This is a genomic window from Bartonella sp. HY761, from assembly GCF_026743145.1.
Lineage (GTDB): Bacteria > Pseudomonadota > Alphaproteobacteria > Rhizobiales > Rhizobiaceae > HY038.
Genome location: NZ_CP104887.1, coordinates 2,160,453 through 2,174,005 on the forward strand (window position 1 = coordinate 2,160,453; position 13,553 = coordinate 2,174,005).

General features: G+C 39.2%; 14 protein-coding genes and 1 other RNA gene. 5 read left to right on the forward strand and 10 right to left on the reverse strand.

Annotated elements, in window-relative coordinates; all coding sequences use genetic code 11:
- Positions 1–54: 54 nt before the first annotated feature.
- The gene (locus N6A79_RS09365) at positions 55–1,074 is read left to right on the forward strand and encodes a hypothetical protein (protein ID WP_268545729.1); all 1,020 of its coding nucleotides are present in this window, start codon (positions 55–57) and stop codon (positions 1,072–1,074) included.
- A 73-nt stretch (positions 1,075–1,147) separates the two neighbouring features.
- On the opposite strand, the gene N6A79_RS09370 is transcribed toward N6A79_RS09365, so the two are convergent.
- The 7 genes from N6A79_RS09370 to N6A79_RS09400 form a co-directional block, all read right to left on the reverse strand.
- Complete coding sequence (locus tag N6A79_RS09370; RefSeq protein ID WP_268545730.1) at positions 1,148–2,377, reverse strand: cytochrome b/b6 domain-containing protein; 1,230 nt, start codon at positions 2,375–2,377, stop codon at positions 1,148–1,150.
- A gap of 277 nt (positions 2,378–2,654) precedes the next feature.
- A complete protein-coding gene (locus N6A79_RS09375; RefSeq protein WP_268545731.1) occupies positions 2,655–3,761 on the reverse strand; it encodes a serine/threonine protein kinase in 1,107 nt (368 codons plus the stop codon).
- Positions 3,762–3,917: 156 nt separating this feature from the next.
- Positions 3,918–4,238 (reverse strand): ribbon-helix-helix domain-containing protein, encoded by a 321-nt coding sequence (locus tag N6A79_RS09380; RefSeq protein ID WP_326848733.1) that lies wholly within the window; start codon positions 4,236–4,238, stop codon positions 3,918–3,920.
- 37 nt (positions 4,239–4,275) lie between these two features.
- Entirely contained in the window at positions 4,276–4,467 is a 192-nt protein-coding gene (locus tag N6A79_RS09385) for a DUF4169 family protein (protein ID WP_268547574.1), read from the reverse strand.
- Positions 4,468–4,524: 57 nt separating this feature from the next.
- Positions 4,525–5,085, reverse strand: a complete 561-nt coding sequence (locus tag N6A79_RS09390) for an SspB family protein (RefSeq protein ID WP_182417373.1) — start codon at positions 5,083–5,085, stop codon at positions 4,525–4,527.
- 390 nt (positions 5,086–5,475) lie between these two features.
- Positions 5,476–5,846, reverse strand: a transfer-messenger RNA (tmRNA) gene (ssrA, locus tag N6A79_RS09395).
- A 50-nt stretch (positions 5,847–5,896) separates the two neighbouring features.
- Positions 5,897–6,703: an NADAR family protein gene (locus tag N6A79_RS09400; RefSeq protein WP_268545732.1), complete on the reverse strand. Its 807-nt coding sequence runs from the start codon at positions 6,701–6,703 to the stop codon at positions 5,897–5,899.
- A gap of 167 nt (positions 6,704–6,870) precedes the next feature.
- Between N6A79_RS09400 and N6A79_RS09405 the strand changes: the two genes are divergently transcribed.
- Positions 6,871–7,665, forward strand: coding sequence for a thymidylate synthase (locus N6A79_RS09405; RefSeq protein WP_268545733.1), 795 nt, complete (start codon positions 6,871–6,873; stop codon positions 7,663–7,665).
- Positions 7,666–7,679: 14 nt separating this feature from the next.
- Positions 7,680–8,180, forward strand: coding sequence for a dihydrofolate reductase (locus N6A79_RS09410; protein ID WP_268545734.1), 501 nt, complete (start codon positions 7,680–7,682; stop codon positions 8,178–8,180).
- 14 nt (positions 8,181–8,194) lie between these two features.
- On the opposite strand, the gene N6A79_RS09415 is transcribed toward N6A79_RS09410, so the two are convergent.
- The 3 genes from N6A79_RS09415 to N6A79_RS09425 form a co-directional block, all read right to left on the reverse strand.
- Entirely contained in the window at positions 8,195–8,983 is a 789-nt protein-coding gene (locus N6A79_RS09415; protein WP_268545735.1) for a MerR family transcriptional regulator, read from the reverse strand.
- 204 nt (positions 8,984–9,187) lie between these two features.
- Entirely contained in the window at positions 9,188–10,900 is a 1,713-nt protein-coding gene (locus N6A79_RS09420) for a thiamine pyrophosphate-dependent enzyme (RefSeq protein ID WP_268545736.1), read from the reverse strand.
- 320 nt (positions 10,901–11,220) lie between these two features.
- The gene (locus N6A79_RS09425) at positions 11,221–11,877 is read right to left on the reverse strand and encodes a DapH/DapD/GlmU-related protein (protein WP_268545737.1); all 657 of its coding nucleotides are present in this window, start codon (positions 11,875–11,877) and stop codon (positions 11,221–11,223) included.
- Between the two features lie 195 nt (positions 11,878–12,072).
- Between N6A79_RS09425 and N6A79_RS09430 the strand changes: the two genes are divergently transcribed.
- Both N6A79_RS09430 and N6A79_RS09435 read left to right on the forward strand, forming a co-directional pair.
- Positions 12,073–12,645, forward strand: coding sequence for an SCO family protein (locus N6A79_RS09430; protein WP_182417380.1), 573 nt, complete (start codon positions 12,073–12,075; stop codon positions 12,643–12,645).
- 4 nt (positions 12,646–12,649) lie between these two features.
- On the forward strand, positions 12,650–13,519 hold the full coding sequence (locus tag N6A79_RS09435) for a 50S ribosomal protein L11 methyltransferase (RefSeq protein ID WP_268545738.1): 870 nt from the start codon (positions 12,650–12,652) through the stop codon (positions 13,517–13,519).
- The last annotated feature ends 34 nt before the right edge of the window (positions 13,520–13,553 follow it).

Genomic DNA, 13,553 nt, shown 5'->3' on the forward strand with positions numbered 1-13,553 from the left:
CATCTATCATTTTATTGTTTAGTATTAATTTCAATTGATATTGCGGGAACTCTTATGAATTTTTTAAAAAAATTATTTAATAAAAAGGCTTTAACGCAGAAAAATACATTAAAAATCATTGATCAATCTGCACCCAATATCTTCATATTCGATGAAGATATCAAAACAGAAGCGTTAAATATTTTAACATTTCGGGATAATTATCCTCTACTTAAAGAGCAATCCATCATTCATATGCAGGATTTGCTTAATCAAGCTGAACTGCAAGATTTCAACCGCCAATTGACAATTTTTTGGTTGCTGCATTTGCGCGATAGTTTGGGCATTGATTATAAGCTTTATCAAAGCGATGAAGTCTTTTTACTCTCCAGTCAAAATGAGCGTATCATAAAGCTAACTATGGATTTTTTAAAAAGTGGGCGAGAGCGTGTTTTAAAAGCTTTACCGGGTCTTACAGCAGCCTTTGGCGATCTCCTTTCAATTATGATCAATGAAGGGGAGCAGTATTATAATTATACTGGCAAATATAATAGTGGCAAAGGACAAACAATTTTAAGTGCTGGCGTCTTTATAAAATCAGTGCTACCGCATTTTGTTACCAATGAAACGCGATTAACTTTAGCTGAACCAACCATTATTCACGAAATGACCCATTACCACTTAGCGCACCTTGAATTACCGCTGTGGCTTGATGAAGGGCTTGCGGTTAATGTTGAGCGCGTTATTGCAAAAAATGCGCCACCGGCTGAATATCTTGTTGAACTTTATGAAAAGCATATAGCCTATTGGGACCACCAAACTATTCAAAATTTTTGGTCTGGTGACGCCTATAGTCATTCCACTAAAGCAGAGCTTGCTTACGATTTGGGGCGCATGCTAGTTTATCATCTTGCCAAGCAAAAACATGCATTTAAACAATTTGTAGAAGACAGTAATCGCTTAGACAGTGGTGCCAAAGCCGCTATGACCCATCTTGACATGACGCTTGGGCAAATTGTTTGCTCATTGCTAAACAAGCCCTATAATACGCGCTGGGAACCAAAAGCCTATGATCTGACAATAAGCTATCATTAGCCTTATTTTCATATATTTGTAAAAAAATGCCCCTCACAAAATAAGGGGCATATTTTTAATTTTTAATTTTGGATTATTTCTTTTCTTCAGCTTCTAGCGAAAAGTTAACATTAATCACTTTACCTAGCCAGGAACCATCACCATCATTTTGCGCACCAATTCCAAATAATAGGCGTTCAATCTTGGCACTTCCTGAAACTTTGGCAATGCCATTATTATTAGTGAAACTAAATGGTACTTCAATTGGCTGGCTCACACCACGAATAGTAATTGTACCTTTGCCAAGGAAATTTTCCCCATCGGCACTAAATTTATGAAGTAAAACACGAATTTCGGGATATTTCGTTGGGTCAAGCCCATCAGGATCCGCAATACTACCCGACACAAAAGAATCTTCATAACTAATTGAACTTGCAACAAGAATGATTTCGGCCTTGGCGTTATCAAGTTGGTCGGGTGCAAATGTCACATCAGCATGCCAGTTGCCAACCTTACCTTGTTTTGCTGCGCCGGAAAAATCAAGACTATAGCCAAGTGTTGATTTATCCATATTGATAACCCAATTACCAGCATTTGATTGACTGGTAATTGGTGCTGCGCTTGAAGCAGCGCTTTGATTTTCCAACTGATTAATGGTTTGACGTTGTGCAATGATAACGCCAATTAATGCAGGCACAATAACAACCAACAACATAACAGGCCAGCTAAATGCTTTAGCTTTTAAATGCGCAAGACGCTTGGTGGGCAACATACGTGAAAACTCCGCTTGACGGTCAATAAGGGAATGCTTTACTGCACCTGCAACATGTAAAAACAACAAAAGAACAAAGGCATAGGCAAGCAGCATATGGGCATTTAATGCAAGGTGGGAAAAAGCTTCATTCCGCAAAAATGGCAGGTTTGGCCAAGGTAAAGATGGGCTTAAAAATAGGAATGTTGGAATGCGTACTGTGGTTGTAGAAACAACAACCCACCCTAAAAGCGGCACCGCAAGCATTAGCCCATAGAAAAAAATACTAACTGCACTTGCTGCCAATGCTTCAACTTTTAACATTGGACCTTTTTTAGGTGGTTTATTCATCAAACGCCATGCAATACGAGCAAGGGTTAAAAATAATACTAGAAGACCTAGAGTTTTATGCCATTGGAAAACATAAAAGCGTGTACTATCTGAAATGCCGCCAAGACGTACCATTAAGAAACCACCCGCAATATTTAACAAAATAAGCGCAGCGATAAGCCAATGCAATATCATAGCACCAGTGCTATAGCCTAAAAGCTTAGTTTGCGAGTGATTTGACATGGTCGAAATATCCTATAGATGCAATTTTAAAAAGCCACAGATTAATTGTGGTTATTAAAATTAGGATATACCCTATTTCAAACGAATAATAAGTGCGTTTTTTGTGAACAATATGTCAACATAGCTTATATTATTTCTAAAAAAACCGAAAATAGTCAGCAATTAAATGTACAATAAAGAGGCTTGTCTTAATAAATGTCGCCGTGCCGCTGTTATTCACAAGCGGCATTCTTTCATAAAGCTTTTTTGTAAAATATTTGAGGTAGACAATAAAAATCTAGCTTTCACTGCGCTCTTTTTCAAATTCATAAACGCGCCGATCGGTAAAGTTTTTACGTTCATCTACAATGAGTTGAATAATATCACGCAATTGCGGCTCACGAATAAGCATGTCATCCAACTCGCCCAATTCATTCATCGCAATTAAGCGCAATAGATCATCACGAATTTCACCAGTTTCACTGCGCGGTAGCGTTGTAACTGGCTGCACTGCCTCAACCTTTTGGCCTTTTAAAAGATTGCGGATTTGCTTTTCGTCAAGATTATCAGTTTCGGCAAAGACATAAAGACCAACGCCCTTTGCAGGCAATGAATAGACGGAAATTGCCACGTCTTTAATATCAGGATTATCTGCTAAAACGGCGCGAATTTCTGGCCCTTGCGATTGCAAGCGATCGCCAGTGCCTTCACCATCAGACCAGTTAAATAGGCCCTTTGTAACAAAATTATAAACTTTTTTACCCGTTGCCAACCAAAGGGCTGAAGGCCATGACCGTTTACGCAAAATGCGCCACTCGGTAGGTGTCATCAAATCTGGTGCAAAGCTGCGCTTTTGCTTGATAAGGTGGCGAAAATCTTCATAGGCCAAATAACGGTAAAACGCACCGCGCCGCTTATGAAAGCTTGCTAATTGAAAATCAATTAAGGATGCATCACCCTCTGGCGTCATCAACCAGTTTTGCGGTTTAGCTAGATCATTATGAGTGACGCCAATGCGGCGCAAATCGCGTAATATTTTATGGCCAGTTTTATAAAAATGCTTTGTGTCAGGGCGGGCAAGATGCAAGGGTGTACCTTCACTCCAAGAACGGTAAAGCCCATGCTTATCGACTGCAATAAGCTGCGGTACACCAGTAAGACCGCGTATATTATGCAATGCCTTAATTTCACGCTTTGCTAAAATCCATGCCAAAGGTCGTGACCACCATGGCGAAGCGGTAACAATACGGCGCACAATACGTGTTTCAGGATCACCGGTAAAATAGCCAACCCGTGTTTCGGAAAAAACATCGCGCTTTAAAACAGCAGTCACATTGAAATCATTTAGCGAACTTGCATCTTTAAGCGGATTAATTGGACGGGTACTATCTTCAAAATCTTCCATAACTACTCAACAAACAACCAAATGATTCATCATATTGCGGCACTTTTTCGCTGTCACCATTTTGTAAAACAGGACATAATGATGCCTTATAATGCAAACAACGAAAATAATATAGACCAATAAAGTTTTTATAATCATAAATTCATTAAAACAAAGCTAGATATTTATTGTATAATTGGATTTATTTTTTAAAATAGCCAAAGCTACCAGCCGTAAAGCCGATGATAAGTTGATATTGGTTGGCCGTTGATCATCAATTATGCGCACCAATTGGGCAAAGGGTATCTGTCTTAACCGTGCCTCACTCTTCAAAATATCTAAAAATGGATTTTCCAATGAAAAGCTGGTTGAATGGCCAGCTAAGTTTATCGATATTTTACGTAAAGTCGCATCTTGCCAATTGATAAATACATCAAAATTTGCATCAATTGGGTTATGGCTAGCAGATTGGGCTGCCCTCTTATTATCTGGCAACATAAGCAGTTTTTACGTAATCTACGCCTCACATAAAAATTCAATTATTACTATCATCATGGTGCAAGCGATTATTGTCCAAGAATTGATCTGCCTTTTCATGATGACGCTTATCAAAATTCTTTTCAATTTTAGTTCGCCCATGAATTTGGCGGTTTTCATCTGCTAATTGTTCTTTATTTTTACGCTCTTTTTGTTTTTTGAAAAGACGTAAATTAACAATATCACCCATAGCCAATTGTCCAACTGCGATAAAACTCAACTAAACTCTATATGACCGCAAAACTAATTATTTCTTACGGAAAGAATCAAGCGAAACAACATCGGCTGAAGCTTTTTCCTTACTTTCACTGGCAATATTATTTTCAGCTTTTTCTAAGGTTTCAGTCGCAGGCTTTTCAGGCGCTTTTATAGTGATAACTGGAACAGTTACACCATCTTCCTTTTCAATCATCACCTCCTCTTCATCATCATCAAGACTAGAGATAACCAATTCAGGAAGATCAAATGAGGCCTCAAATGCAGCCGCAGGATCGTAAAAGCCCTGCACAGCAATAAAAGGAATTTTTATATATTCTGGCACATCGCCGAAAGATAAAGTGACGCTAAACTCTTTATCATCTACCTTTAAATCCCAAAACTGATTTTGCAAAACAATTGTCATCTGTTCGGGATAGCGCTCTTTCAAGCGCTTGGAAATTTCAACGCCGGGCATATTGGTTAAAAAGGTAATGAAAAAATGGTGTTCACCTGGCAAGCCAGATTTTGCCACTTCGGTCAGTACACTGCGGATAACATTGCGTAATGCATCCTGCACAAGCACTTCATAATGGATACGATCTGTTGCCATTTGCGACTCTTCTTTCAAAACTTTTCCTGCCTAGTATATAGACAGAACATTGCATAATTAAAAATCTTTTTAAAGCGACAAATTATCTTAACGCACGTTTTTGTTAGCCGAAGAAAATCAAACTTTCAACTAAAAAGTACCGATTAAAATTTAGAGGTTAACTAAGTTATAGCTCTTTTTAAGGGCTGTTTATAGCAAATAATAAGGATAAATTTGCAACCATCATTAAAATGAAGATTTTTAAATCATCTATAAATAGGTTTACTTACCATCAGCATGTTTAAAGTCATTGACAATACATTTTAGACATTATCTCGCAAAAAGCAATTATATCAAATTAAGCATATCGATGGATAAACAATATCTAATATTAAAAATGAAGAATTTGAAAGTGAAGGCTTCTGTTGCCAGGTGCCTCCGAACCCCGCTTATACCTGCGACGGCATAAGACTTAATTTGAAGCTATCGCACTGCATTAAGCAGCGAGACGTGCCTCCGCGTAATTGTCATTTGCAACTACTACTTTAGCCCGATAACGGTGGTACAATGCCGAGTGAAAGATCAATCTTTACGCCCTTGTCGATCCTATTTCGCCCCCATCATAAAGCGGACAACAACCAAAATGCCAATTGTCCGATTTATGGTGGAGGCGCCGGGTACCGCCCCCGGGTCCAATAGGTTTATTACAAAGCCCATTTATCACCATAGCCCCTTATAGAGGCAATCTCTATATAAGAGAAAATTTAGGCAAAGAAAAGACCAAAGACAAAATTATTTTGAAGTCCTCAAATTTAGGTCTATACTAGCGTAATTATTGGGTAACAGATGCTAAATCATCGCGTATTTGCGTTAAAGCAAAACCAAGCAAATTCTCACCACGCCAAAATTTAGGGTTATCGACATTTTCATCACTTTCTGGAAGCCCTATACCCCAAACCTTATCATAAGGACTTGCCTCCACCAAAATACGACTGCTTGTTGAAAGGATAAAATCCAATAAGGGCCTATTTTGCAAAAACTTATAATAATTACCATTGCACACAGTCGAATATTTGAACCTATCCCAAGCACTTTCATCAAATCCACGGACACCACGCCCCAAAGCCTTAATTGATTTTGGATCTTTGTTCGCCATAATCAATAGTCGCATGTCTTCATCGCCAAATAGGCGCGCTTTTGCCGCCATCATATATTGCTCCATGCAGCAAAATTTTTCACCACTAATGGTAAATTCATCAATCCACCATTGGCTAAAACAAGATTTGGTTATAAGTGCATTGGCGGCTGGGCGATGCCCCCAAAAGAATAAGAACTTTTGTTTTTTAGCACTTTGGCCAATTGTTTTAACAGTCAAATGAGATTTTCGAAATTTTTGCCAATTAAAGATCCTATAATCATTATGAATGAGATAATCCTCATCATGATTTGAGCCGCCTTGTTGATAAATATTACGCAAGGGCAAAGGCGGATAAAAACGCTTTTCATAAACTTGCCGCTGATCCATTGGCAAAGAATTTAACCAGCCAATAAACTCAACTAATTCTGCTTTGCAGCTCTCTTGCTCAAAAGCCATGCCTTTTTTAAGTAGCCATGGCGGTTGATTTACAAATGGCGACATAATTATTCCAATCTTTTATTCAACTTACCAAATTTTGAAAGACAAATTTATAATAACTTATATGCGATACAGCTAGTTTTTTTAAGCTGATAGCTATTCTGATGGTAGCAGAATCGTATGAGAATATATAAAGTTTTGCAATCTTATAAATTAGAGTAAATGATTTCATGCAGACTTATCTTGATCTTCTTTCCCATGTCATCGATACTGGCACGGATAAATCCGACCGCACCGGAACGGGTACACGCTCAGTCTTTGGCTATCAAATGCGTTTTGATTTGAATGAGGGCTTTCCTCTTCTTACAACCAAAAAGCTGCATTTAAGATCAATAATTTATGAGCTTTTATGGTTTTTAAAAGGCGACACTAATATTGCGTGGCTTAAAGAAAACCGCGTTTCTATTTGGGATGAATGGGCTGATGAAAATGGTGATCTTGGTCCGGTTTACGGCTACCAATGGCGTTCATGGCCAGCACCCGATGGCCGCCATATAGACCAGATTAGCAATCTTATCCATATGATCAAGACCAATCCAGATTCTCGCCGGTTAATTGTTTCGGCTTGGAACCCTGCCCTAGTCGACGAAATGGCCTTGCCACCTTGCCATTGCTTATTTCAATTTTATGTCGCAAATGGCCGTCTTTCTTGCCAGCTTTACCAACGCTCGGCTGATATATTTCTTGGTGTTCCCTTTAATATTGCGTCCTATGCTTTGCTTACCATGATGATCGCTCAGGTAACGGGGCTTCAACTGGGTGAATTTATCCATAGTTTTGGTGATGCCCATCTTTATTCCAACCATTTTGACCAAGCCAAAGAGCAACTAAACCGCACGCCAACCGCTTTGCCGAAAATGCATATTAATAAAAATATCCATGATCTATTTGCTTTCCAATTTGAGGATTTCACGTTGGAAGATTATATTGCCCAACCAACGATCAAGGCGCCAATTGCGGTTTAAAAGGTTATTAAATCATGGATATTAGTATTATTGTAGCAGTTGCGCAAAATGGTATCATTGGTCTTGATAATGATATGCCATGGCGGCTATCAACTGATTTAAAGCGCTTTAAAACTCATACCCTTGGCAAACCAATCATTATGGGGCGTAAAACTTGGGACTCGATTGGTCGCCCCTTACCGGGGCGCGAAAATATTGTTATTAGCCGTGATGCCAAGTTTAAAGCAAGTGGAGCAACTAGCGTCACCAATTTTGATGACGCTAAAACTATTGCAATTGAAGCAGCAAAAGCTAGTAATATTAACGAGATTTTTGTCATTGGCGGCGGCGAGATTTTTAAAATTGCTATGCCTTTTGTCACCCGCATTTATTTGACTGAAATATTAAGCACTATTGATGGCGACACGTTTTTTAAACTTCCAGATTTAACCAATTGGCAAACTATTGAAACATTTGATGTTGCAGCAGGCGAAAAAGACAGCCACCCTACCCGCTTTACCATTTTTGAGCGATAGCTAAGCTTTTTAGACTACTTTGATTGAGCATGAACAAAATGGCGGATTGCGGTTGTTAAAAACACTGTAAACCCGCTAGCAATTGCTTCATAACGAGCAATAAAATCAGGATGATTTTCATAACTATCGGCCAGTGCAAGATAGGCATCACAAGGCGCTTCACAACGCCATTGTTTTAAGACCCACGCCCAATGCTGAGAAATTAGTTTTTGAACATTTGCGGCATCAGGCTTTTGTTTATTTTTAAAACTATTTGCAAGCGCAGTTTCAATAAACTGCAATTCTTGCATTGTTTCTTGATTAAAAATCTCGCCGTTGTTATTTTCTGGCATAGAATTTTTTATAATTTTGGTAGCCTCTTTGCCGTAGTATTCAATCAATTGGCTTTCATATTGAGCTTGTTTTTCAGGCTCGATATAACCAGAATATAAATCTTTTATTTTCAACCCTTTATCTCCTTCTAGTGCTTCAATCGTTGCCTGAACGGATTGAAGCATTTTTTGAAAAGATGCTATTTTTTCAACCAGTAACTTCTTTTGCCCTTGCAATAGTTCAACTTGGTTATTTCCATCCAAAAGCTGTTTAATGGTTGCAAGGCTGAGATCCATTTGGCGATAAATTATAATTTGTTGCAAACGCACTAATTCATATTGGGAATAGAACCGATAACCATTAGCTCCCACATGGCAAGGCTTTAACAAGCCAAAGGCATCATAATAATGTAATGTCCGTACCGACACCCCCGATAATTGCCCAATTTTTTTAACACTATAAAGCGCACAATCCCTTTTTACTTTTTTCATAAAAAGCCCCTAGATAAATAATAAAGCTAACGAAGCCAATTTGGATTATATCTTGGCATAAGCTTGCTTTAATCGTAGTTTTTCACTGCATAAGCTTTTGTAAATGATTACGTAAGGTGAGAGTCAAGCATAAAAAAACACCCTTTCATAAAATGAAAAGGTGTTTTTAAATCCATTTTTAAGCTAGATTTTTTATTCTAACTATTAGCGAACAAAATTATCTACAAGTAGATCTTTAACTTCTTTTACGCGTCCTTTTAAAACGGCTTTTACACCATAAAGCGCCATGTTTTTTACTTCACTAACGCTAACTTCTGGTGGCATAACCAATTCATAGCCACTAGTTAAAACGTCAAGAAGCGCAGGCCCATCATAGGCTAAAAATTCTTTTATGGCATTTTCAAGTTGCTCTGGCTTTTCAACTCGCCAAGCACCAAAACCAATAACTTCTGCCATTTTAGCAAAATCTGGATTTTTTAAATCCGTATATTCATTAACCAGAGATTCAGCCTTTTGCTCAAGTTCAACAAAGTTAAGGGAAGCATTATTGAGCACAACAATTTTGACATTGATTTTTTCTTGCACCGCCGTCAATAATTCACCCATAAGCATTGAAAGACCACCATCACCAGAAATGGAAATGACTTGGCGATCGGGATAGGCTTTTTTAATGCCTAGTGCCTGTGGCATAGCATTTGCCATTGAACCATGTAAAAGGCTGGATAAAGTGCGCCGTTTACCATTGGTTTTAAAATGACGAAGAACCCAAACCATAGCAGTTCCGCAATCTGCTACAGCTACCGCATCATCATCAGCATGTTCGCTAATAAGGGAAACAAGACGCTGAGGATGGATAATTGACTTTGCTTCTTGAACCTCTTTTTCCTGTTCTTTTTTATGCTCTTCATTTATTTTCAAACAATGGTCAAGGAAATTAGCGTCGGATTTTTCTGCAACGATTGGCAATAATGCTTCAACGCTGGCTTTAATATCGCCCACCAAACCAAGCTCAACAGGATGACGATGACCAAGACGAGATGCATCTTCATCAATCTGGATTAATGTCGCTTTATTGGGATAAAACTGGCTAAAAGCAAAATCTGTACCAAGCAATAAGAGCGTGTCACATTCTTCCATCATGGTAAAGCAAGGCTTGCCACCTAGCATCCCTGTCATTCCAATATCATAAGGATTATCATATTCGATGAAATCCTTAGCACGGGTTGAATGGCCGATTGGACTTTTTAATTTTTTGGCAAGTGCAATCACTTCATCATGAGCGCCCTTTACACCTGCGCCAACAAAAATACCAACCTTTTTACCCTTGGCCAAAAGGCTTGCAACTTCAGAAAGTTCGCTATCACTTGGGCGAATAACTGGATGGGTACGATAGGTTTTAAATTGCGTTTCATTTTTAATAAAAGCCTCAGATATATCCGATGGTAAAATGATAACCGCCACACCTTTTTTAGCAATAGCCGCTTGGCAGGCTTGCGCAGTGATACGCTGGGCATCTTCTGGATTTAATACCTGCTCACAAAATACCGAGCAATGAGAATAAAGCGCGCGAAAATCCACTTCTTGTGGATAGGCTGTACCTAAAGTTCCACTTGCCAATTGGCTGGCAATCAATACCATTGGTGCGCGATTGCGGTTTGCTTCAAAAATACCATTAATAAAATGCAATGAACCTGGCCCGCAAGAACCAGCGCAAGCAGCAATTTCACCAGTAAGATAAGCATCAGCACCAGCGGCAAAAGCCCCAGCTTCCTCATGGCGCATATGCACCCAGCTGATTTGGCTTTTTGAAATCGCGGTTGTCACATAGTTTAGGGTATCACCAACAATACCATAGCACCGCCGCACGCCTGCATCTTCCAGTGTTTTTACAACGATATCTGCAACTCTCTTGGACATAATGCAATCTCCTTAATTAGAGCGTTTTCCGAAAAGTGTGAAGCGGTTTTCGGACAAAAAACGCGATGTAAACAATGCATTAGAGCGCCGATCTGATCCAATCAGATCGAAATGCGCTCTAAATGGTGATATGCGCCATAAGCATATCGTGGCCATAGAGTGCTACAAATTTAAAAAAAGAAAACAGTAAAAATAGATTATCACGTCACTGTGAAAACCTTGCAACAAAAATGCAATATTTCAGGCAATATTAGAATGAAAATGTTTCTAAAATCAAAAACTCATAACTTTGTTTTATTTGCGGCAAATATTTGACAATACTATGCTTGCCATTTTTCGATAAAATCTTCAATATTCATATTTTGCATATCAGGAATTGCTTCATAAAGCTTTTCCAATGGCCAATCCCACCATTGAAGTGCAAGTAAAGCTTCAACTACGGGCTTTGTAAAACGCATTTTTATGTTTTTTGCAGGTACTCCAACCACAATTTCATAATCCCCCACATCTTTGGTTACAACAGCATTGGCACCAATCACCGCACCATGACCAATTTTGATATCTGGCATAATTACCGCGCCATGACCAATCCACACATCATGGCCAATTGACACTCTTTTATTTTGTCGCCGTGCACGAAATTCGCTATCGAGCGCTAAAAAACGAAAATATTCATTGGGGCGATAGCTAAATTTGTGGGTACTTAATCGCTCCATCGGATGTTCAAGGGCATTAATCCGCACATTGGCAGCGATTGAACAAAATTTGCCAATGTCGGCATAGATTGCTTCGCCATTGCGTTCAAAATAGCTAAAAGCACCAAGATTTATATCGGTGAGCTGCACACGCTCGCCAATTTCACTATAGGGACCAAGTTTTGTGCCTTTTAGCCGCGCGGTTGAGTGAATGCGCGGGGCCTTATCTTGAAACCGCAAATCAGCAGTTTCAGCCCCTATATCTTTTCCGATATCTTTCATAGTGCGACTTTTTATCTTTTAAAATTGGTTGAATAGCAATCAATGCATGCTTATAGTTACTTTAATTTACTCTAACAGGCAAACAGAGCCTTTTCATCCATAAATTGATGACGTTTTTTAAATTGATTTGTTAAAAAACAAATTACAGTATTAAAATCAAGCATCGGTTTGCCGCAATTATAACTAGGTTATTCAATGAAAGCACTAACCAAATTTGCCATAATTACTGCCCTATTTTTTGTGGCAATATTTGCTTGGGCACATTTTACCAAACCCAAACCCTTTGGTGATGATTTTAGCCTTACCGATTCCAATGGTAAGAGCGTTACGCAAGATGATATTCGTGCGCAACCATCAGCCGTATTTTTTGGCTATACGATGTGCCCCGATGTTTGCCCAACAACACTTTTGGATATTACCGAATGGTTAGAGGCTTTAGGCCCTGATGCAGATAAAATTAAAGTTTGGTTCTTTACCGTTGACCCAGAGCGTGATACGCCACAAGTTATGCATGATTATATTTCCAATTTTTCTGACCGTATTATTGGCATATCTGGCGATCCGCAAAAGGTACATGCAGCCATAAAGAGTTTTAATATTGTGGCTGAAAAAGTACCTGGCAATGATGGTGATTATACTTATGACCACACTGCTGCGGTTATCTTGCTTAGAAAAGGTGGGCGCGTTCGCACCACTATTCCTTACCAGCAAGATAAGGAAGTTGCTGTAGAATGGTTAAAAGAATTGGCAAAAAGCGCAGGAAACTAATATTTTGTCACAGATACGCCTATTTATAACCCATACAAAATCCGATGCCGAGGCAATCTATGCCAAGCTTGAGCCAGCTTTTGAAGAAGATGGCTTACCAGTTTCTATTGCAGAAATTAATGAAGATGAAGAAATTTTCGAGGTTTCGCTTTATTGTGAAGATGATGACCTTGAGGATATGCGCACGCGCTTTGCCAATATTTTAAATATTGATGAAAATAGCATCACGGTTGAAATTTTACCTGAAATTGATTGGGTTCAACACAGCCTTGAAGGGTTAAAACCTGTACGTGCCGGCCGTTTTTTTGTGCATGGTAGCCATGACCGAGAAAAAATTGCCGCTAATGATATTTCCATTGAAATTGATGCAGGCCAAGCATTTGGTACCGGCCATCACGGCACAACTGCCGGTTGCCTTGAAATGATTGGCATGGTGATGCGCAACGAGCATCCACAAAACATTCTTGACCTTGGTACAGGCAGCGGCGTGTTAGCCATTGGCATGGCTAAGCTTTACCCCGTAAAGATTGTCGCCAGTGATATTGACCCGATTGCGACCAAGGTTGCTAAGGAAAATATTAAATTAAATGGCGTTGCATCGCGCATTGATGCGGTAACAGCAGCAGGTTTCCACCATCGTGAATTATTGATGCGTGCGCCATTTGACTTGATTGTTGCCAATATTCTTGCTCGGCCGTTAATGATGCTAGCGCCGCGAATGTCACGGGCATTAAAACCCAATGGCTCCATCATATTATCGGGTATTTTAGATAGCCAACGAGACCGTGTTCTTGCAGCTTATCGTGCACAGGGACTGTATCACCAATCAACATTTCACCGTAATGGTTGGGTAACACTACATTTAAAACGATAAATCAAATAATAATTAATCCAAGCGATAAAGCCAA

Excerpts from the sequence above, each read along its gene's own strand:
- N6A79_RS09365 (WP_268545729.1), top strand. The coding sequence starts at position 55 with ATGAATTTTTTAAAAAAATTATTTAATAAAAAGGCTTTAACGCAGAAA.
- N6A79_RS09370 (WP_268545730.1), bottom strand. The coding sequence starts at position 2,377 with ATGTCAAATCACTCGCAAACTAAGCTTTTAGGCTATAGCACTGGTGCT.
- N6A79_RS09375 (WP_268545731.1), bottom strand. The coding sequence starts at position 3,761 with ATGGAAGATTTTGAAGATAGTACCCGTCCAATTAATCCGCTTAAAGAT.
- N6A79_RS09380 (WP_326848733.1), bottom strand. The coding sequence starts at position 4,238 with ATGTTGCCAGATAATAAGAGGGCAGCCCAATCTGCTAGCCATAACCCA.
- N6A79_RS09385 (WP_268547574.1), bottom strand. The coding sequence starts at position 4,467 with ATGGGTGATATTGTTAATTTACGTCTTTTCAAAAAACAAAAAGAGCGT.
- N6A79_RS09390 (WP_182417373.1), bottom strand. The coding sequence starts at position 5,085 with ATGGCAACAGATCGTATCCATTATGAAGTGCTTGTGCAGGATGCATTA.
- N6A79_RS09400 (WP_268545732.1), bottom strand. The coding sequence starts at position 6,703 with ATGTCGCCATTTGTAAATCAACCGCCATGGCTACTTAAAAAAGGCATG.
- N6A79_RS09405 (WP_268545733.1), top strand. The coding sequence starts at position 6,871 with ATGCAGACTTATCTTGATCTTCTTTCCCATGTCATCGATACTGGCACG.
- N6A79_RS09410 (WP_268545734.1), top strand. The coding sequence starts at position 7,680 with ATGGATATTAGTATTATTGTAGCAGTTGCGCAAAATGGTATCATTGGT.
- N6A79_RS09415 (WP_268545735.1), bottom strand. The coding sequence starts at position 8,983 with ATGAAAAAAGTAAAAAGGGATTGTGCGCTTTATAGTGTTAAAAAAATT.
- N6A79_RS09420 (WP_268545736.1), bottom strand. The coding sequence starts at position 10,900 with ATGTCCAAGAGAGTTGCAGATATCGTTGTAAAAACACTGGAAGATGCA.
- N6A79_RS09425 (WP_268545737.1), bottom strand. The coding sequence starts at position 11,877 with ATGAAAGATATCGGAAAAGATATAGGGGCTGAAACTGCTGATTTGCGG.
- N6A79_RS09430 (WP_182417380.1), top strand. The coding sequence starts at position 12,073 with ATGAAAGCACTAACCAAATTTGCCATAATTACTGCCCTATTTTTTGTG.